The following is a 21,491-nucleotide window of genomic DNA, read 5'->3' as shown; positions in this document are numbered from 1 at the left end:
TTTTCTTTCAATTTTTTATATCTTGGTTTATCCTATACCTATTGTTTTTTGTCCGCCAGGTTTCACAATATCAGGTTAGTTAAAAACAGTTTTTCTGAAGGTGTGCTATGAAGGTTATAATTATCGGCGCAGGAGAAGTAGGTTATCACATCGCAAAGGCTCTCTCCCCAAAAAACGATGTAATGATTATTGAAAAATCTGAAAAAGCATTAAAAAGGGCAGACGAACTTGATGTCCTTGTTATTGAAGGAAACGGAGCAAATGCTGAAATCCTAGCAAAAATTCTTCAAGATACTGATTTGCTTGTGGCTGTGACCGGTCTCGATGAGGTTAACATTGTAGCCTGCATGACCGCCAAGCTAATAGCCCGAAACAAGCCCGGATGGAAGGAAATTAAAACCATCGCAAGGGTCAGCAACCCGGATTACATAGATTCGCCTGTGACCTCAAGGGCTCAGGTTGGAGTCGATCTTATGATCTGTCCTGAACTTGCACTTGCCTCCGAAGTTGCTGAGATCCTGTCAAGCCCGTCAGCGATAAATGCCGAGATGCTTGCCGAGGGAAAAGTCCAGATGACTGAGTTTGCAATAAGTCCCGAAAGCAAGCTTGTAGGAAAACAGATGCAAGACCTCCAGCTTGCTGATTGCTGCATTGTCAGTGCGGTTTTTCGAGATCACGAAATAATTATTCCTAATGGAAGCGACGTAATCAAGGCAAATGACCACATGGTAGTTGTGGGCAAACCTGAGGCTATGGAAAATCTGGGCAATATTTTCGGAAGCCAGGTACCCCACAGGAATAGAGTTCTTATTATAGGCTGCGGCATTGTAGGATTTTATCTGGCCAAACTAATAGACAAAGAGGAGAATGCCGACCTTAAGATTATCGAGCACAGTAAAAGCCGCTGTATAGAAGTGGCCGAGACACTGGAAAATGCCCTTATTTTAAACGGGGACGGTACTGACCTCAATCTGCTCAGGGAAGAGGGCATTGAGAATACGGACGTTGTTATTTCAGTCACAGACAGCGATGAGAAAAATCTTCTGTGTTCACTGCTGGCAAAACAAATGGGAGCAAAGAAAGTGGTTGCCAGGGCTGACCGTTCGGACTACCTGCCTCTCTTTGAAATGGTCGGTATAGATCTGGCAGTCAGTCCCAGGGAAGCAACTGTAAACGAGGTTCTTAAGCTTACCATGGGCAGGGGAATACAAACCCTGACGACCATTGAAGGTGAAAGAGCGGAGATTATAGAATATACAGCTTCTGAGAACTCGAAAATTGTCGGGAAACCTTTAAACAAAGTAAAGTTCCCAAGGGGAGCTCTCATCAATATGGTGGTCAGGGGAAAAGATACTATAGTCCCAAGAGGGGATTTTGTAATTGAAAAACAAGATCGGGTGGTTATCTTTTCTATGGCTTCTGCAATGTTGGAAATCGAAAAGTTTTTTAGATAAATTTCTAAGAGCAGGAGCTTTCTTATAGGCAACAAAATCGTTTTTAATGCTTTAAGGAAAATTCTGCTCTTTCTGGCGCTTATTATTGATTTCTGCACACCTGAAAACCTGAATTATTCAAGGCTTTAAAAAAAGGTTTTTCCTGAAACTTCAGATTTAATTCTTTCTCATAAGACACATTTTAATTCTGTCCCTCTCTTTAATGGCTGGTGGAAAATCCTCTTATTTTTATTAGCTTAGGAAATTAAAGCATTTCTCTCCCGGTAAATAAACTGTTTCTACGTAATCTACTGGATGGCTGAATTTTCGAAGTTATCTACAAATTAAATTTCTTTACCAAGGAGAATAATTATATAATCTTGGTCACCCTACGTTTTTCATTTCTTATCTATATGAAAAGAGGTTCTTGTTTCAACTGAATATAACAGTCGTGAACCACATGATAACACAAAATGTAACCTTGGATGGTTTAATGCTTATCCTCTTTTTGGTTATCGTTACCGGGGCAGCATTACCTTTCAGCAGTTTCTTTATCCGGGTCTTTACCGGAGATATGTCCCGAGGAATTCCGGGCCATATTGAAAAAACAATCTACAGATTTACCGAGACAGATCCTGACCACGAAGATGGGTGGAAGGGCTACGCCCGGGATCTGCTCGCATTCAATGGTATTGGTTTTGTAATTCTCTTTATACTACTTCTTCTTCAAGGTTTTCTTCCTTTCAACCCAGAAAATTTCGGGGCTTTTAATCTTTTTACTGCAATTAACACTGCTACCAGTTTTGTCACTAACACAAACTGGCAGGTCTACAGCGGCGAAACAACAGCAAGCTATCTTACCCAGATGGCCGGTTTTACAGTCCAAAACTTTCTCTCCTCTGCTACAGGCATCTGCATAGCTATTGCAGTAATGCGGGGAATCACCCGCCAGTCTACCGACAGGATAGGGAATTTCTGGGTTGATATCACTCGCTGTACTCTTTACATTCTTCTTCCGATAGCTTTCATTTTCGCCCTAATACTGGCTTCTCAGGGTGTCATCCAGAATCTGGACCCATATGCCCAGGCTATAGGGTATGTCCCGACAGGGCAGCAGACAATTGCAATGGGGCCAGTAGCCTCACAGGAAGCAATAAAAGAACTCGGTACCAATGGAGGAGGATTTTTCAATGCAAACGCTGCACATCCTTATGAAAATCCGACATCTTTGACTAACCTGATAGAAGTTTTTCTTATTCTCCTGATACCTGTAACCCTGCCTCTTGTCTTTGGAAGAATGACAGGTAAAATGTGGCAGGGATGGATGATCTATACTGTTATGCTAGTATTATTCTTAGGTAGTTTCTGTACACTCTACGCTGCAGAACTGACAGGCAACCCTCTGGTAAAAGAGCTTGGGGTTTCCGGAATATCCATGGAGGGAAAAGAAGTCAGGCTCGGACTCTTTGGATCGTCACTCTTTGCCACATCTACCACAGCAACATCGTGTGGGGCAGTCAACTCCATGCATGATTCACTCACTCCTCTTGGTGGTCTAGTGACTTTGTTTATGATGCTTCTCGGAGAGGTCGCCTTTGGAGGAGTTGGGTCCGGGTTTTACACCATGATAGGGTTTGTGGTACTTTCAGTCTTTATTGCAGGATTGATGATAGGACGAACCCCTGAATACCTTGGAAAAAAGATAGAGGTACTTGAGATGAGGGCTGCTGTCATAGCTGTCCTTGTTCCTGGCGTCCTTGTTCTCCTGCTTTCGGGTATTGCACTGGTTCTACCAAACGTTGAAGAATTAATGAAGAACCCTGGTCCTCATGGGCTCTCTGAACTGATATACGCTTTTGCTTCCATGTCTCAAAATAACGGTAGCGCTTTTGCTGGATTTGATGCATCAAAGCCGTTTTACACACTGATAGGTTCTTTAGCAATGGTAATAGGTAGGTTCGTCCCGGCGGTCTCCATGCTGGCACTGGCGGGATCACTAGCGCAGAAGAAAAAAGTCCCTCCCAGCTCAGGAACTCTTCCCACCGCCTCAGTTACATTTTCGGTCTGGATGATCCTGGTAATCCTGATTATCGGCGCTCTTACATTTTTCCCTCTCTTTGCAATGGGGCCTATCGCCGAGCACCTGACCATGATAGGAGGGATCTGAAGCAATGCCAAGAAAACGATACCCCAGTTTAGGTGCTTTTGAATCGAAACTTCTTCGTGAAGCACTGATCAGTGCTGTACTTAAACTGGATCTGCGCCAGCAGGCTGGGAATCCGGTTATGCTGCTGGTGGAAATAGGAGGTATCCTGACCACTATTAGTTTTATTATCAGTCTTTTTTCTGCTACCGCTAGAACCTCCTTCTTTACGGGCTTTGTTTCTTTCTGGCTGTGGCTAACAGTGCTTTTTTCCAACTTTGCGGAATCAGTATCTGAAGGACGTGGAAAAGCCAGGGCAGCATCCCTCCGCCAATCAAGAACCAGCGTTCCAGCCCGAAAGCTCAAGACAGAATCTTTCGACGCTTCTTCCATCGAGATATCTTCTTCTGACCTCAGAAAAGGCGATTTGGTCCTTGTAAAGGCAAATGAAGTAATTCCTGGAGACGGAGAAGTAGTTAAAGGAGCTGCACTGGTCAACGAAGCCGCAATTACAGGAGAGTCAGCCCCAGTTGTGCGTGAATCTGGGGGTGACCGGAGTGCTGTTACCGGAGGAACTACCGTTATTGCAAATGAGATTATTATCAGAATTACTACTGATCCTGGGCAGACTTTCCTCGACCGCATGATTTCAATGGTGGAAGGTGCCGAGAGGCGGAAGACTCCTAACGAAATAGCTCTTGAAATTCTGCTCATTGCGCTTACAGGCGTATTTCTCGCGGTTGTGGTTAGCACCTATTCGGTTTCTGCATACAGCGCTGCCTCAAGTGGAAGGGGTGCCCCTGCCAGCCTCACAGTCCTGATTGCACTTTTCGTCTGTTTAGCACCCACAACCATTGCAGCCCTGCTTCCGGCAATCGGAATAGCCGGAATGGATCGGTTATTCCGGTTAAATGTCGTTGCTCTTTCAGGAAGGGCAATTGAGGCTGCAGGGGATGTAAATGTCCTGCTGCTGGACAAAACGGGAACTATCACTTTAGGTAACCGGCAGGCAGCTGAGTTTTTGCCAGTAGATAATCAGTCACTTGATGACCTGACTGAAGCTGCTCTGCTTTCATCTTTTGCGGATGATACTCCTGAAGGGAAAAGTATTATCGCTTTAATTCAGGAAAAAACAGGAATAGCTCCAGTTTCTCCGGAAAATGTCACTTTCATACCGTTTTCTGCCGCAACAAGAGTTAGTGGTGCACAATGCAAAGATACAACTTATCTGAAAGGTGCTTCAGATGCAATAGCAAAAGCTGTTCTGGAACGCGGGGGTGTCATTCCGTCGGACCTGAAGGCGAAGGTAGATAGAGTCGCGTCTGCAGGCGGGACACCCCTTGTAGTTGCTCGCAACGAGACAATTCTCGGTGTTATCTTCCTCAAGGATATCTTGAAAACAGGTATTAAGGAGAGGTTTGCGGACCTGCGCCGGATAGGAATAAAGACGGTTATGATCACAGGCGATAATCATCTCACTGCTGCCACTATTGCGGCAGAAGCCGGAGTAGACGATTATCTGGCAGAAGCAAAGCCTGACGACAAACTCAAAATGATTAGGGACTATCAGAATGAAGGATACATGGTCGCTATGACCGGGGACGGGACAAATGATGCTCCTGCTCTTGCCCAATCCGATGTGGCTGTGGCAATGAACAACGGCACACAGCCTGCAAGAGAGGCTGCAAATATAATTGATCTGGACAGCGACCCTACAAAATTGCTGGACATTGTCGAGATAGGTAAACAAATCCTGATGACTCGGGGAGCTCTGACAACTTTTTCTATTGCCAATGATATTGCCAAGTACTTTGCAATTATTCCCGCTGCCCTTATAGGAATCTATCCGCAGCTTGAAGTACTGAATATCATGGGCCTTGCAACTCCCCAATCTGCCATCCTTTCGGCAGTCATATTCAATGCTCTGGTAATTCCAATGCTGATCCCGCTTGCACTCGCCGGGGTAAAGTTCAAGACTATGCCGGCATCGAAACTCTTTGCCTACAACCTGACCATCTTTGGCCTTGGAGGAATAATCGCTCCATTTATTGGAATCAAGGTAATTGATCTGGTATTGGCCGGATTACTACATATCTGAGGAGGTATTGGCATGACATCTCTCAAAAGAGCCACATTACTATTCACAGTGTTATTCCTCATCACAGGATTTGTTTATCCTATGATAGTGACACTTGCTGCCGGATTTCTTTTCCCAAATCAAGCTCATGGAAGCCTTATTGTCGATAATGAAAACAGGATTATAGGTTCAACACTCATTGGTCAGAATTTCACTGCACCTCAGTACTTCCAGAGCAGGCCATCAGCTAGCGGTTATAATGCAACTTCTTCCGGAGGGTCAAACCTTGGCCCGACAAATCCTGTTCTTCTGGAGCTTGTCGACAATCGAAAAAATGCACTCCAAAAAGCCGGGGTTACCGACCCGATACCTTCGGATCTAGTTATGGCTTCTGCTAGCGGGCTTGATCCGCATATCAGTTTAGAATCCTCACTGATACAGGTGCCTGCCGTGGCAAAGGCACGAAATTTACCGGAAGAAAAACTCAAAGCCCTAGTACTTGCAGAATCTGTCAACTCCCCATTTTCTGGAGCTTACGTTAATGTGCTTTCTCTCAACAAGGCGCTTGATGAGATGGATCAGTGAATGAGGAGACTATGGAACACGATCGATATGATGAGGCTGAAGGCAGGCCGCGAGCTGAAGATTTACTCTTCATCGCTCGTCGTGATGAGAAAAAAGCAAATGAAGGGACATTGACAGTTTACCTTGGCTACTCCGCAGGTGTTGGGAAAACATATTCAATGCTCGAAGATGCCCTTCAGCGGAAACGGGAAGGAAAAGATGTCGTAATCGGCTATATAGAGACTCATGATAGACCTGAGACTAATGCCCTGGTAGAGAATTTTGAAGTCATTCCTGCAGTCTCCATCAAATATCAGAATCTCATTCTCAGGGAGATAGATCTCGATGCGGTTATCCGACGCCACCCCCAAATTGTTCTTGTCGATGAGTTAGCCCATACCAATGCTCCAGGCAGCAGACATGTGAAGCGGTATCAGGATGTAGAAGAGCTTCTGCAAGCAGGAATATCAGTTTATACGACTGTCAATATCCAGCATATTGAAAGCCAGAACGATGCCGTTGCCCAGATAACAGGCATCAGAGTGTCTGAAACTGTTCCGGATACTTTCTTTTCTGATGCTGATGAGGTTCGGTTAATTGACATCACTCCGGAAGAACTGAATATTCGCCTCAAAGCCGGGAAGGTCTATGTAAAGGATATGGCTGAAGCCGCTGTCCAGCGTTTCTTCAGAACCGGAAACCTCCTTGCACTCCGCCAGCTTGCTCTGCGATATATGGCGGAATATACCGATAAAAGAATGATAGACTACATGAGGACACGAGCTATTCCGGGACCGTGGCCGGCAGCAGAAAGGCTCCTTGCCTGTATCCGTCCAGGTCCGACAGCAGAACATATGGTAAGGGCAGCATCCAGGCTTGCAGCCAGATTCGATGCTGATTTTATTGTATTTTCGGTAGATGTCGGTGGTAATAGGGCTTTATCTTCTCAGGAACGTACTTGGCTGAATCAGTCTCTTGAGACAGGTAGAAGACTTGGTGGGAGGATAGTTCGGTATCGTGGAAGTGATATAGCTGAAGAGATTATACGTTATGCCCGGCGAAGCAATGTCAGCATGATAATGCTCGGAAAACCACATGGACTAGATATATTTTCCTCTCCGGTATACAGGGTGATCCGGCAGTCACACGGCATTGATGTCCATTTGTACGAGCCAAAAGGAAGCAGTGCTCACATATCTCTTAAACGGCAAATCCCACTCTATTTCACAGCGGAATATGTAATCAGTATCATCCTGATCACAGCTGTGGCTGGTGTCAATTTTCTCCTTAGAGAAGTTATTGGGCCTTCAAATCTGCTGATAATCCAGCTTTTTCCAGTCATTGTGTCTGCTTTCTTTTTCAGGCGCAGAGTAGCTCTGTTTACGGCATTCGTAAGCATTCTTGCCTTCGATTTCCTTTTTGTCCATCCTTACTATACGATCTCTGTCCATGACTGGGAATATTTCATTGCTTTTATCGGGTACGTTGCTATTGCCCTCATAATCAGTAGTCTTGCAACCCGGCTGCGTCATCTTCTACCTCAGATCTGGCAAAGCGAAGTCGAAGTAGAAGCAACGTCAGGCCTTTCCCGTGGACTTGTGGAGGCAAAAACACAGCAAGAAGTCTTCGAAACTCTTGCTGATCAAATGCATAATTTTGCACCAGGTATCTTTTCAGTACTTGTACCCGGCCCGTCAGGGCTCCAGATTGGAGCAGGTGACGCTTTGTATCCCTTTGACGACAAAGAAAAGGCAATTGCCCTATGGGCTTACAAAAATGGTCAGCCAGCTGGCCACGGAACAGATAATCTTCCTGCAGGAAAGGGATATTATATACCTCTTAAAACTCAGAGAACAGTTTTTGGGATTATGGCTTTCATCTTTGACAAACCTGATGAGGCTTTAATTCCGGAAAATAAAGAGATATTTGAAACAATGGCGTTCCTTGGGGCTCTTGCACTCGAACGCTTATGATAAGCTGATCCCAAAACTCAAAATTGCTACTCTGAATCTCATATTCCGAACTATTAATAATGTTTATGGTGATGGAAAATAGCTCTGGGAAAATAGTTCTGAAATCTTGCTTGAAAATAAAATTGATTTTAGAATGAGCTCTATAAATAAGCGCAGGCTTTGCATGTCCGATTGTAATAAAAAATAAAAGATTAGTAAATAAGTTTAAAGTTTTAGTTCTTTAGCAATTTCCTGAAAAACTTTTCCCTTATCAGTAGTAATGAAAAAACCATTCTCATGCCTTATTAGTTCTTTTTTGTTCAACATTTCCAGATATTTCGAGGCAATATTAAAGTTGACATTTGCCTCGTATACAATGTGAGTTTTATTCGCCCCGTTCATTGCTACTCTTAAAATCTCTTCTGCAATATCAGTCTTGCTTCTTCTCTTAATACTGACTCCTCCCCACAATAGATTATAAAGTTAATCTTTAAAAAGATCTATTTTTCAAAAATATCCCATATTATGTTTTCTAAAGGCAACAATGATTATAGAATGTATTATTTCCTTTCCTATATGAAAATGTCTATTTTATATAAAAGTCAAGTTATCACCTTACTTTGACAATACGCTGGCTGATTCATTATCTGAAGCCCAATTGGTTATTAAGACCACAAGACTCAGAGAAGCAATTTGGGATTTTTGCCTCAGCTCATTAATTGAATTTTGGGAATGGCAGACTTTTAATAAAGGATCAGGATCGAAAAATCAGGTTATTTTACAATTCCATATAATTTCAATTTTTTAGAAAAACTTAGGCATTAAACACTCTGAATACTGAGATATTAATCTACAGAAAGATTCTTCCTTAGTAATATATCCAGCTCAAGTTTTTCTTTTTCCAAATACTACTTAAGCAAGCAGGTCAATTTACCTCAATCAAGCTTTTTTTGAGGAAATCTTATGAAAGCAATAGTGATAGGAGCAGGCGAGGTTGGATATCATATTGCAAAGTTTCTTTCCCTCACACACGATGTAACTGTTGTCGAGAAAGATGAGGAAGTTGCACGAAGGGCCGATGAACTTGATGTTCAGGTTCTGGAAGGAAATGGTGCAAACGCGGATATTCTCGCCGATATTATTCACGATGTGGATATTCTTGTTGCTGTCACTGGAATTGACGAAGTCAATATTGTTGCCTGCATGACTGCGAAACTTATCATAAAGTCTCATCCCGGCTGGAGAGATACAAAGACAATTGCAAGGGTAAGTAACCCGGATTATATCGATGTGCCTATAACCTCAAGGGCTCAGGTTGGGGTCGATATCATGATTTGTCCTGAACTTGCACTTGCGTCGGAGGTTGCCGAGGTACTTTCAAGCCCGTCAGCCATCGATACGGAAGTCTTTGCCGGAGGAAGAGTTCAGATGATGGAATTTGCCGTCCGTCCTGATAGCAAACTTGTAGGAATGCAGATCCAGGATCTCAAGCTTGATGATTGCTGCATTGTAAGTGCAATCTTTCGGAAGCAAGAGATAGTTATTCCCCATGGGAATGACACTATTAACGCAAATGACCACATGGTAGTTGTAGGCAAGACTAAGGCCCTGGAGGAACTTGACCGTATCTTCGGGAACGTGGAGCCTCACAGAAATAGAATTCTCCTCATAGGTTGCGGCATTGTAGGATTTTATCTGGCTAAACTGATAGACAAAGACGAGAATGCCGACCTTAAGATTATCGAGCACAGGAAAAGTCGCTGCATAGAAGTGGCTGAAATTCTGGAAAATGCCCTTATTTTAAACGGTGATGGAACTGATGTCAACCTTCTGAGGGAAGAAAATATTGAAGACATGGATGTTGTGCTTGCAGTTACGGACAATGACGAAAAAAATCTTCTGTGTTCACTGCTGGCAAAGCAAATGGGAGCAAAAAAAGTGATTGCAAGAGCTGATCGTCCGGACTATATACCTCTTTTTGAAATGATCGGAATTGATATGGCAGTCAGTCCCAGGGAAGCAACAGTAAATGAAGTCCTTAAGCTCACGATGGGAAAAGGTATCGAAAAGCTTACCACGCTGGAAGGCGAAAAGGCAGAAATTATCGAGTATACTACTTCAAGATACTCAAAAATTATAGGGAAATCTCTCGACAAAGTTAAGTTTCCTAAAGATGCGATCGTTACTACCGTTGTTCATAATGATGATATTATCATACCTAGAGGAGACTCTATAATTCGGGAAGGAGATAGGGTAATAGTTTTTGCGCTATCTTCAGCAGTTTCAGCGGTTGAGAAATTTTTTAAGTAAAGTTTAAATACGAAAAATTCAAAGAAGTCTAACAGGCTTTAAAACAGATGATCCTCAATGAATTTTAGAGTTATATTATATGTGCTTGGTGGGATTCTCAGGCTCCTGGGACTGTTCATGGTAATCCCCCTCGGAGTTGCTTATTATTACGGGGAAAGTTTAACTCCTTTTCTGGTTTCGATTCTCATAACCCTCGTAACAGGTCTTCTCCTGCTCTATTATAAAACAGAAGATGAATGGATGCGCAAGGAGGGTATTGCCATTGTTGCTCTGGGCTGGCTTGCAGCTGCTGTTTTCGGAGCAATTCCTTTTATGATGGATGGGATTTCTCCCTTGAATGCTGTTTTTGAATCCATGTCTGGATTTACAACTACTGGTTCAACAATTCTTACTGATATTGAAAGCCATCCTAAAAGTATCCTTTTCTGGAGAGGCATGATTCAGTGGCTTGGCGGCATGGGTATTATTGTGCTTTTCATCGCAATCTTGCCCAAACTTGGGGTTGCAGGCCGCCAGCTTTTCCGGGCTGAAGCGCCTGGGCCTACCGAGGACAAGTTGAAGCCAAGAATAAGGGAAACCGCAAGAATTCTCTGGACGGTTTATTTCTTAATTTCTTTCCTTATGGTTGTCTCTCTCCTGCTTGCGGGAGTATCCCTTTATGACGCGCTTAACCATATGTTTGCTACAATGGCTTGTGGGGGTTTCTCGAACTACGCGCTGAGTGTTGGAGAGTTTAATAGCCCTCTTGTTGAATACATAATAACTTTCTTTACGTTCGTGGCCGGTGCAAACTTTGCTCTCTACTATCGAGCAATATACGTAGACAAAAATCTCCTTTTTAAAGACGAAGAGTTTCGATTCTATACTTTTCTTGTCCTTGCAGCAAGCGGGCTTCTTACCTTCCTGCTCTGGAGGGATATTGGCACAAGCCTTCCTGATTCTTTCAGATTTGCAATCTTTCAGGTAGTTACAATCATAACAAGTACAGGGTTTGCGACAACAGATTTTAATCTCTGGTCCCAATCCGCGAAAATGATACTTATCATAGTGATGTTTATTGGAGCATGCGCCGGTTCTACCGGTGGAGGTATCAAGGTTGTGCGCATTCTTATTCTTCTCAAACACAGCCGGGTAGAGCTGTTCAAAGCCCTTCATCCCAAAGCCATTAAAGGTGTCAAATTTAACAATAAGAAAGTGCCCGAGGAGATTGTCAACTCGATTGTTTCATTTGTTGTCATCTATCTGCTTGTCTTTCTCTCAAGCTCCCTGGTTCTTTCGTTTCTGGGTATGGACATCATAACTTCATTTACTGCATCCATAGCTACGCTCGGTAATATCGGGCCAGGTCTGAATGTCGTAGGCCCGATGGGCAGTTTTGATCCAATTCCTGCTCTCGGAAAAGTAGTCCTGATTGCAAATATGTGGATTGGTAGGCTTGAAGTCTACACTGTAATTCTTCTCTTTACGCCTGAGTTCTGGAAAAAGTAATCGTCCTAGTTCCGTCACCCTAGTTCCATCACCCGAGTCCCGTCTCGGGAGGACGGAGCCCTTTTCGCGCACCTCGTTCGTCAAGAGGGCTGAACTATGATGAAGATACTAAGCTGAGCCAAAAGAGCTGATCTATGGGATAGATTTCTACGGATTTTTATTTGTAGATAGGTGCCAGTTTTTTCGTATTTTCCATACTTTACGCGGTCGTATAGTTCGGATTGAGTTTTCAGTGCCCTTGGCGGTTGTTTTTAGGTTCAAATAAGTAAAATGAGACTAATTCCGGCAGTTTACCAAAGATAAGGGCTAGGTTGCCAAGGAAAATGTTGGATGGCTTCGGATGGGGGAAGTTTCTGTAAGGTAGGCTAAAAAGGAAGTTTAATAAATGGAAGATGCCTGGATTTCCAGGCATTATATCTTACTCTGGGTTACATCTTACTTGACGTTACATTTTATTCTTTACCACTTCTTTTGCGGCGTCTTTGAAAAGTACTCGAAGATCCCAGAGAAGTTTTTTATTGGCTTTAAAGAGAGCCTGTAGCAGGTCAAGAAGGCTCATTCTCTCAAATTTTACGTCCTTCAGAGAATGTGCAAGCGAATTCAGGTTTTCATCGCTTAGATTGATAAAGCAATTCTTCACGACGAGACTCATGTCGATTTCATGCCCTATGGTTGCCCTCCACGGCTTCTCATAAATTTCTTCGAGTTTTTCAAAGGAAACATCCCCTGCGGATATAGCTGCATACGCAGCTTCTCCTGCCAGCTTTCCGGCATCCATTGCGTTGAGAATTCCGCCACCTGTGATCGGGTCAGACTGGCGGGCAGCGTCTCCGATTAGCATCAACCCGTTAGTGGAAGTTTTCTCAATGCTTCCTGAAACCGGAACTCCTCCGAAGACCATCTCGACTATCCTGGCATCGGGGAATTTCTTTTCCATAAACCTGTTAAGATAATCTACAGGTCTTGGCTTGAATTTTCCAGTCTTGCTCCCGAGAATTCCAATACCTACATTGGCTTTGCCTGCGCCTTTCGGAAAGATCCATATATAGCCCCCCGGTGCGATCTCATTTCCTATGTAAAATTCGCAATGATCTTGCTCTATATTCGCTCCAGCTATAAGGTACTGGGCGCAGGTTTCTACGTCTATCGGCTTTAAAGAAGTATCGATGCCTGCCCATCTACCTACCTTTGATTCGACCCCATCAGCACCTATTACTATCTTGGCCCGCACATCATATTCTTTTCCGAGATGCATGAGCCTGGCTCCTTTGACATAATCGTCTTCAATGATCAGACCAGTTGCTCTGGTTTTTACTCTCACTTCTGCCCCGGCTTCGGCAGCCTGTTCTGCAAGGGTCCGATCAAATACTTTTCTCTCAAGGACGTAACCTACTTCCCCACCAGAGATTTCCTCTGCCATCACTATCCTTGTTCCGTCCGGTGCGTGAATATAGGAAGCTTTAACGTCAGCGCAAATCCATTTCTTGTCAATTTCCACGTGTTTTTTGAGATATTCTTTGCCCACCCCTTCGGCACAGCGTACAGGATCACCTATTTCCTGACGTTTCTCGATTAAAAGTACATCCAGCCCTTTCTCGGCTGCGGTTCTGGCAGCAATGGAACCTGCAGGACCGGCACCTATCACTAAAACATCATACATGTCCTTCATTTTATTACCTCAATTGCTCCCACAGGGCAGATGCGATCGCATATCCCACATGATATGCACGTATTTCCATCTACTTCAACCCAGGTCTCTACAAGTTCAAGTGCTCCCTTAGGGCAGACTCCCACACAGGCACCACAGTATCCACATTTATATTTGTTTATTTGAATGCTCACCAGCTCACCTGTAACTCTTAAACGTAAATTATGATATTCAATCAGTAGGTATCCACGTTCTTGCAAACAGTTTCCTATATATAGTAAACTATGATTATATAATGCCACATTATTACATTATTTTCTACTGATAACTTCAATAGAGTCCTGAAAATTCTTTTTAATCATTCTATTTTTAAAGTTTTATTTTTCGGTCAATGAACAGATTTTTTGACTTTCCGAGGTCTAATCTTCATCTATAAATTTTTTCCTCAGGAAGATCCGGCCCGAGTTCACATTTGTGCATTGATATGGTTACCTTTCGAATAGTTTCCACAATTAATGTATTCATCCAATTAAAGGTTACTAGCTCTATTGGAGCAATGTATTAGATAGCATAAAAATTTCTTCCAGTTAATTTTCTCTCTAATATAAATATTTTGTATTACACCACCATTAATTATATTTTTGCTTTTATGAAAAGTTGTTACATTTCACTTTTTATACTGAAACGAGATAAAACCTGCCTGAAGTCTTAAGTAGCAGCCCTAAGTTTATAGCATAAGGAAAGAAGAAATCAAGCTTCTTCTCTTTCCTTAACATCTAGGTTTTCTCCCTCAAATTCCATATTTTTCCTATACTGTTTTGAATACCTTGCTTCTTCTCCTTCTCTGTGAAAATTGTTATAAGTGCAGAAGGGAATTACCCTGCCATCAGGGGTAGCATAGTGAATTCCGCAGTATTTGATCCTTTCCAGATCCAGGTTGTAGAGGTCCTGAAAGTGCATAGCTCCGAGGAAGAGGGATTTTCGATGGAACTGGGCAGCATGTTCTCTTGTGCCGTTTTTTAGAAAATTACTTATTAGGGAAACTATCTTAAGATCCTTTGGGCTTCTTGCCTCATCGATATAGCGCGAAATATGATAAAGAACTTTTGTAAGTTTTATTACGTTAGAACCTTGCCCCTCAAATTCTGGAGTAACGCTCTCAAGGAACTCAAGGAACCCATCCACGTCTACAAACTCACTTATAGGAATTAGCCTTCCCTCGCTCTCATAAATATAAGTGGCAGCTCCACAGAGAGGATGCACCGTGAACTCGGGAAGCGGAACCTTTCGCACCGCACTCACGAATCTGATGATGGGGACTGCAGCAGATGCAGGATACCAGGCTGAACTGGGAATTTCTCCTTCTGTTTGTTCTTCCAGGAGTGCTACTAAATCGGGAATTGTTATTCTTTGTTCTTTGCGCAGGGTCTGGTCAATGCGACCTGCAAACGCTACTGGCTGGAAGTTTACCCCTCTCACTACGTTTCCATTCTTGGCCGCAAAGCGGACAATATCTCCAACTTGATGATCATTAACTCTTTTTATCAGGGTGGGCACGAGCACAACACTGTTCAGGCCGGTCTGCCTACAGTTTTCAAGAGCTTTTTGTTTTAGAGGAAAGGCATCGAATCCACGGGTTGCTCTGTATGGTTCCTCGGAGACTCCGTCAAAGGATAAATATACAGTATGGAGCCCTGCGGTCTTCAAAGCTTCACAGTATTCCTGGCTTTTTGCGAGCCTGACACCATTAGTTGCAATCTGTACCTGTGAAAAACCGAGTTTTCGGGCTGTTTCAATAATTTCCGGAAGGTCTTCTCGGACCGTAGGCTCTCCTCCAGCAAATTGGACGGCATAGCAGGGAACAGGTTCTTGATTTCGGAGAGTCAGCATCATTTCTCTGATCTGTTCAAAGTCTGGTTCATATACAAAGCCATTTTCTTTAGCATTAGCGAAGCACACCGGACAATTGAGATTACAACGATTGGTAACATCGATGTTTGCAAGCAAAGTCCCTGTTTTGTGCTTGGAGCAAATTCCGCAGTCCCAGGGACAGCCACCGGAAAAAAGAGTAGACTTGCTGGAAACTCCATTGCCGACATAAGAATAGCGTCTGAACCTATCGTAGAGTTTGCTGTCCGACCAGTAAATGTCCATAAATGTTCCATGTTCGGGACAAATTTTTTTCAACATTATCTTGCCGTTTTCTTCAAACAAAGTGGAATCAATAACTTTTTTGCACTCTGGACAAACAGATAAAATGTGTTTCATTCAAATACCTTATACATATTATTGATAGTAATCAGGTTTTTTTTCAAAAAGTCTGTTCCTCCTTAAGGAGATTCTCCTCATAGCTTTATTTAGCTCTAAATGTCTTTTTTTACAATATTTTCTGCCAGGAGATCAATAAAAAAATCCATAATCTCCGGAAAATCTTCATCTCTAACTTCATTCCTGAATCGTGTGAGTGAAAAAACCGCGCATGTGGCTTCGGCAAGAAGTCTGGCATTTTTGTCTATCAGGAGACCAGCATCTGCCCACTCTTCAAAAAAAGGCAAAATTATTTCCACGTTTTCTCTATGGATATTTCTAATTTTTTCTTCAGAAGACAGGAAGATTGTCAGCTCAGCACACTCTTTCTCTATGAAAACTTTTTTCCAGATTGGATGGTTATTCACAATATTCAGCAAGTAATGAAGGTAAGCCCTTACGGCTTTATCAGGTTCTGTCCTGTATTTCAGGAAGGAATTTTCGAGTAAGCTATCCATTAGGGCTTCTCGCTCGTCTTTAAATATCTGTAGAAAAAGATCCTCCTTACTGCTAAAAAAAGAATAAAAAGAACTCTTTGCAATTCCCAGGTCTTTGGTTAGATCTCCGATGCTCGTTTTCTTGACTCCATATCTTGCAAAGCAATCTTTGCCCTGGTCTATAATTTTCCTTCTTATAATCTCTCTTTCTTCATCTGTAAAAGATCTCATAGGTCTCCTCTGAAAATAACTCTCTCAGATTTTACTGACTCTGTAATATCTTAACTTCTCTATTCAATGGTTAAACTATTAATCTCAATGAATCATTTGGTTTTCTATTCGTAGCTTAATCTAAATATTGTTTATTTAAAGTTTTTGGATAGATAAATTAGTTATTAATTTTACAGACAAATGTATGGGTGGTGCATTAGTAGCTGGTTGATATTTTGTCTTTGAGTGTTTTTGTTTAGTTACATCTGTTTTCTAAGCTTACCTGTGTATCTCAAGTCCATACATCGAAGGACTGAGAGTATCGATTTTTTTGGCTCTGTAGAAATCCTATCTAAACTCGTTTCCACTAGATTCATTTAACCTAGAAACTTGACGCTACAAGCCCATTTCAAAATATTTGGCATACTATAAATGTAAGATTGCTACAGAGCCTACTTTAGTAACTTTTTATAATATATTTATAATTATCTTCATGAGTTTAAAAGCCAAAGACTGTGATTTAGCAGAATTGCGAAACTTACCCACAAGATATAAGGAAGTAATAGGTAAGAAGCTGTTTTTGAGATCTTTCTAAACTGAATTATTGTTAATAAAATAGCAAACCAGAGCAGAATTATCTCAATAAAAGCATAGTATGGAGACCTTAGACCAAAGAACAGATAGGACCAGATGATGTTAAGACCTAATTGTATACCAAAAATGAGTAATCCAATTTTCACTTCTCTTTGCTGTACTCCTTTCTCCCAGACAATATAAAGGGAAATTCCCATAAGCGTATAAAGAAGAATCCAGACAGGAGAAAAGACCCATGATGGAGGGCTGAAAAACGGCTTCTCAAGTAAAGGAAACCAGTTTTCAACTGAAGAGGCTGTAAATACCGCGCCAATTGCTCCTGCAAGCTGGCAAAGCAATATCGAGGCCAAAAGCTTAAAGAAGTTTATCTTCTGAGACATGTCAGACACAGGAATATTTAGTACTTCACTATATTAACTTTGAGGTCAAAAAGAAGCTTAAGTTTCAATAATTTATAGCTATTTTGTAAATTTTAGGTAAAAGGAATAAAATCTGGCTTTGTAAAAACTCATTAATGATATGCCTAAATCTGAAACAGGCTGGCAGTTTCACTTTTCGAATTTAGATTGAAGTTAGTGGAAATAAGTTTGTTGAGGATTTCTACAGAGCCATTTTTTCTATACCGGCTTCCTTAAGGGTGTCTATTACCTGATTCAACATGAGTTCTACAAACTCTCCTCTTTCTTCTCTAGTCATGACAGGGGACAATCTGGATTTTGCACTGGATTTTTTATAGGGGATTACGGCTTTCACTGGAATCCTGAAGATCTAAGCCCTGTCACAGAATAAACTATGCATATTTCCGATTGGATGTTTTTATTTTTACTATCAAGGCCGCCAATTAAAGTTACAATAATTATATGTTGCATAGTTTATTTCATTGCGGGCACTTATTGTAGAGTTGCATTACCAACTTCTATAGCTATGACACCAAGAAACCATGACATCAAGAAACCTCATTTTACAAAAAGTATTGGTACTGAGGTTTAAACGAAACCAATAAGAGGCAAGAGTTCACTTCATCCCCAACCTAAACAGGCTGTCCGACAATTCAATTTTAGGGCAAATACATGTAAAAAAGTCATCTAAATTCCCTATATCGAAAAAGAAGAAACTCAGTTATTACTATTAGTAATCATCGGACAGCCTGTCAAGGACAGGGTATTCGTAACTCTCTGCGCTCCAGATGTAATAAACATTAATATCAATGAATCAATGATTTTTGTTCGCAGCTTAGTAAACACATTACATATTTAGATTATTGAATAAAAATAATGGCTCTTCACTGTTGCCCGTGTCTCATGACAGATTATAAAGACATCAAAAATAGGATATAAAATTTTGAATTTTCCAGAGGAATCTGAAGCATTGAGCTCGTTTGTGCAAAATAATATTATACTTCTTTCATTTTTCAAGTAAAAGAAGTCAATTACTCACGACCCATGGCTGAAAAAATGATTTGCTGGTTATAGAGGGTATTCTCACGGCACTTTTTGAGTGCCGCTAAATACCCAAGTATTTATTTTACTTCAGAAATTCTACGTAGCTCACGAGTTCGATCTATCTGTACCGGCTCGGCTTTCAAGAGTGTATACCTCATCGAAAGAAACAGTCTGTCCCTGAATTCCGTTATTAGCTAGTGCATCAATCTGCCATTCGGTAACAAGTTTGTACGTGGCACCGCTATCCACAGGAACATTAGATAATGTAAGACTATCACTGAGGAGTGCATATTCTGTGTCGCTTCCTGCCGCATAACCGTAAGTTTGAGTGCCGTCCTGCGATGTTAGCTTTATCTTTATCTTAAACATCTCTCCTAATTTATCAGTATTCGGAATAGGAGCAGAAGTATTAGCTTCAGTGGGAACATTCACTTTATCAACGTCTATTTTCAGAATTCCATCGAGATTTCCACCAATAGTAATAAGTTGTTCCTCGGTGCCGGAATCACCGGGCGCTGTAGCTGCTACGCTAATAGGGTTAACCGCCTGGTCCCCTAGGTAAAGTTCTCCAGCTGTAATATCGCCATTAACCTGTCTAGAATCACTTAAGGTTGCCCATGTTGCGGCACCTGCCGTAGCGACAACCGCGCCGATAATAAGTATACTCAAAAGAACTTTTTTGTTAAGCATGCTTTATCCTCTTTCTAAATGAGTTATTGCTATTCCAGTTTCTGTCAGTATTGCTCACTTTTATTCTAGGGTGTCACTGGAGATGAATCCGAACCTGGGGTATAAACCATTGGGGGTTCCAGTGAGACTCCCTAAACTTAGCAAATATGAGCTAATCCTCCCTTGGACTCGTTTTAATATAGTTATTGGCGGATTAACTGAAATTCAATGTGGTAATAAAAGATTAACGTCATCAGAAGAGGTTGTGGTTTTGGAAGTGGTAATATACCGTTAATGAGATGTAATAAAAATAGGGTTATCAGAAAATAACCTGTAGTGCGAAATTTTTGAGTTTTTCATAGAGATTCTGTTGATTTTCATCCAGGGATCAAATTCCTATATATTATTCCTGAGAGAAGGATGGGGTTATAAGAGGCGGAGTGAAGGCTGACTGCCGCAGGAAGCACAGAGTTTGAGTAAGACAATGGGAAAGAGGTTTTATTCGTTTAATGGGAGATTACCGCTATCGAAAGACGTTGGCAAATTCGTGGGAAAAAAGAGGAAAGTCCAAGCGAAATAAGAGTTCATTCAAATTTGCGAACGTAGTGCATGTGGGCTATTGAGGAGAAGAGGAAGAGCATATCTGTAAAGAGCATCCACTTAGAGCTTGTAACCCATTTGAAGATCCCTATATAGATTGTGACACTGCCGACAACAGAGAGAATGCTTAGGCCTAAATAGAAATGGCTCCAAGGTATATCGCCTTTCTCGACAGTTTCCATGTAGATATCAAAGTCGTGGGCTATAGGGAGAAGTTCTACTTTGTCTTGTTTCCTGTCATGGGTGATGACTCCAAGTTTTTCCATTTTAGGAATATGGGTCTGGATCAGTGAAACGTATATGCTTTTTCGAAGGTTACTTTCAGGGTCATCTGTCCCGGACTCTAGGCGGGCTATTTCTTCCGAAAGAGAGCGTACGCTCTGACTGCCCTGCTCACGGAGAATTTCCAGGACACTTCTTCGCCTATCGTTCTGAAGAATTCCAAAAATATCGCTTTTCGATAATTGTGCTTGATAACTCTGGGGATTTGCTTCGATTTCCAGAAAGTCGCTTTCTGCTTTGGCCATTATATCTCTCTAAAACATTATTCTTGTTCAAACAAATAATCAAAGATATAGTAGTTGTCTTGCGGTTTTTACAAAAAATTCAAGACAGTTATCTTGAAGTCTTCAGTCATATTTAGTTTCAGATATTGCAGATTGTTGTGAAGTCCTCCTCAAAAGTTAAGGTGTTCACGCAAAACTCTATTCATAAAATATTATAATTATAGTCCTGTTAAAATTCCTTAACTTTGGACTGTGAGACTCTTAATGAAATCCCTAATTGTCTTACTTATTCTATTTACTTCCATAGTAAAACCTACTAATTAATTATAAACTTCAGAAATAAATTTCTAAAACTTAATTATATATAATTGACACATCTTCTAGATAATATACTGAGATCTTTTTATGCTAATGATTGTGTATTATAAACATAAGAGTTTATTTATAGTTAATTATAAATAATTTATGTAAAGAATGATAATTCAAAAGAATTTAACAGACACAGTTAACATATTCACTTTAAAAACAATATCATGTATTTTAGACATATTTAAAAATTTAAAACTCTGGAATTATAGCTCGCTTAGTTCATATTAGGAATCACAGTGATGGTTAAAAATGAGAACATCTAATAAAATAATACTCTTGGGGTTAGTGTTAGTTTCTCTCTCCTTCACATGCAGCACTTTCCCCAGCTTTACAGGTACATCTGCTTCTCTCGGTGATATGAAACAAACTAGTGCTGAAATAAACATAGCCGAGCTGATTGGACTCTCTGATTTCAGCCTTCTTGGAAACGACGAAAAACTCCAGAAAATCAACGGTGGTATAAGCCTAAATGACTATTCTCCTGACAATGTAAGTTCAGTAGATAATCTAACAAATAATTCCTCTACAGCAGAAGCAGGAAATGTTACCCTGAATAAGATCATTAACCTTACTGAAGCCAGCAAAAACAGCATGGCTTCAGGCTCTAGCAGCACAACAAATGATCAAGATAATAGTGAAGATCAAGACAATAGTGAAGATCAAGACAATAGTGAAGATCAAGATAATAGTAACCAAGATAATAGAAATCAAGATAATAGTGATCAAGATAATAGTGATCAAG

General features: G+C 41.4%; 16 protein-coding genes and 1 pseudogene. 8 read left to right on the top strand and 9 right to left on the bottom strand.

Annotation, left to right across the window (positions count from 1 at the left end; genetic code table 11):
* The first annotated feature begins 107 nt into the window (after positions 1-107).
* The 5 genes from trkA (BP549_RS02620) (at position 108) to BP549_RS02600 (ending at position 8,190) form a co-directional block, all read left to right on the top strand.
* The gene (gene trkA, locus BP549_RS02620) at positions 108-1,454 is read left to right on the top strand and encodes a Trk system potassium transporter TrkA (protein ID WP_292377895.1); all 1,347 of its coding nucleotides are present in this window, start codon (positions 108-110) and stop codon (positions 1,452-1,454) included.
* Between the two features lie 472 nt (positions 1,455-1,926).
* Positions 1,927-3,600: a potassium-transporting ATPase subunit KdpA gene (gene kdpA, locus BP549_RS02615; protein WP_292377893.1), complete on the top strand. Its 1,674-nt coding sequence runs from the start codon at positions 1,927-1,929 to the stop codon at positions 3,598-3,600.
* Positions 3,601-3,604: 4 nt separating this feature from the next.
* Entirely contained in the window at positions 3,605-5,674 is a 2,070-nt protein-coding gene (gene kdpB, locus BP549_RS02610) for a potassium-transporting ATPase subunit KdpB (RefSeq protein ID WP_292377891.1), read from the top strand.
* A gap of 12 nt (positions 5,675-5,686) precedes the next feature.
* On the top strand, positions 5,687-6,238 hold the full coding sequence (kdpC, locus tag BP549_RS02605; RefSeq protein WP_292377889.1) for a potassium-transporting ATPase subunit KdpC: 552 nt from the start codon (positions 5,687-5,689) through the stop codon (positions 6,236-6,238).
* A gap of 11 nt (positions 6,239-6,249) precedes the next feature.
* Complete coding sequence (locus tag BP549_RS02600) at positions 6,250-8,190, top strand: DUF4118 domain-containing protein (RefSeq protein WP_292377887.1); 1,941 nt, start codon at positions 6,250-6,252, stop codon at positions 8,188-8,190.
* Between the two features lie 204 nt (positions 8,191-8,394).
* On the opposite strand, the gene BP549_RS02595 is transcribed toward BP549_RS02600, so the two are convergent.
* Positions 8,395-8,640 carry a winged helix-turn-helix domain-containing protein gene (locus tag BP549_RS02595; RefSeq protein ID WP_292373128.1) on the bottom strand — a complete coding sequence of 82 codons (246 nt, stop codon included), beginning with the start codon at positions 8,638-8,640 and terminating at the stop codon, positions 8,395-8,397.
* A 492-nt stretch (positions 8,641-9,132) separates the two neighbouring features.
* Between BP549_RS02595 and trkA (BP549_RS02590) the strand changes: the two genes are divergently transcribed.
* Entirely contained in the window at positions 9,133-10,479 is a 1,347-nt protein-coding gene (gene trkA, locus BP549_RS02590) for a Trk system potassium transporter TrkA (RefSeq protein WP_292377885.1), read from the top strand.
* Positions 10,480-10,536: 57 nt separating this feature from the next.
* Positions 10,537-11,967 (top strand): TrkH family potassium uptake protein, encoded by a 1,431-nt coding sequence (locus BP549_RS02585; protein ID WP_292377883.1) that lies wholly within the window; start codon positions 10,537-10,539, stop codon positions 11,965-11,967.
* Positions 11,968-12,412: 445 nt separating this feature from the next.
* Here the strand turns inward: BP549_RS02585 and BP549_RS02580 are convergent, their stop codons facing one another.
* The 8 genes and pseudogenes from BP549_RS02580 to BP549_RS02545 all read right to left on the bottom strand — a co-directional run bounded on the left by BP549_RS02580 (position 12,413) and on the right by BP549_RS02545 (position 20,401).
* The gene (locus tag BP549_RS02580; protein WP_292377881.1) at positions 12,413-13,636 is read right to left on the bottom strand and encodes a digeranylgeranylglycerophospholipid reductase; all 1,224 of its coding nucleotides are present in this window, start codon (positions 13,634-13,636) and stop codon (positions 12,413-12,415) included.
* Complete coding sequence (locus BP549_RS02575; RefSeq protein WP_292373120.1) at positions 13,633-13,809, bottom strand: 4Fe-4S binding protein; 177 nt, start codon at positions 13,807-13,809, stop codon at positions 13,633-13,635. The genes BP549_RS02580 and BP549_RS02575 overlap by 4 nt, the downstream gene beginning before the upstream one ends.
* A 556-nt stretch (positions 13,810-14,365) precedes the next feature.
* On the bottom strand, positions 14,366-15,883 hold the full coding sequence (gene tes / locus BP549_RS02570) for a tetraether lipid synthase Tes (RefSeq protein ID WP_292377879.1): 1,518 nt from the start codon (positions 15,881-15,883) through the stop codon (positions 14,366-14,368).
* 95 nt (positions 15,884-15,978) lie between these two features.
* The gene (locus tag BP549_RS02565) at positions 15,979-16,590 is read right to left on the bottom strand and encodes a TetR/AcrR family transcriptional regulator (protein WP_292377877.1); all 612 of its coding nucleotides are present in this window, start codon (positions 16,588-16,590) and stop codon (positions 15,979-15,981) included.
* Positions 16,591-17,060: 470 nt separating this feature from the next.
* A complete protein-coding gene (locus BP549_RS02560; RefSeq protein WP_292377875.1) occupies positions 17,061-17,543 on the bottom strand; it encodes a TspO/MBR family protein in 483 nt (160 codons plus the stop codon).
* 229 nt (positions 17,544-17,772) lie between these two features.
* Positions 17,773-17,916, bottom strand: a pseudogene (locus tag BP549_RS02555) (2-phospho-L-lactate guanylyltransferase); the annotation flags it as partial.
* Positions 17,917-18,710: 794 nt separating this feature from the next.
* Positions 18,711-19,295 (bottom strand): TasA family protein, encoded by a 585-nt coding sequence (locus BP549_RS02550; protein WP_292377873.1) that lies wholly within the window; start codon positions 19,293-19,295, stop codon positions 18,711-18,713.
* Positions 19,296-19,858: 563 nt separating this feature from the next.
* Positions 19,859-20,401, bottom strand: coding sequence for a DUF7344 domain-containing protein (locus BP549_RS02545; RefSeq protein ID WP_292377870.1), 543 nt, complete (start codon positions 20,399-20,401; stop codon positions 19,859-19,861).
* 597 nt (positions 20,402-20,998) lie between these two features.
* Between BP549_RS02545 and BP549_RS02540 the strand changes: the two genes are divergently transcribed.
* Positions 20,999-21,491: hypothetical protein (locus BP549_RS02540; RefSeq protein ID WP_292377867.1), on the top strand; the 493-nt coding region annotated here is incomplete at its 3' end.

It is taken from the genome of Methanosarcina sp. UBA289 (assembly GCA_002496565.1).
GTDB lineage: Archaea > Halobacteriota > Methanosarcinia > Methanosarcinales > Methanosarcinaceae > Methanosarcina.
This window is presented reverse-complemented; position numbering and strand designations above follow the sequence as displayed.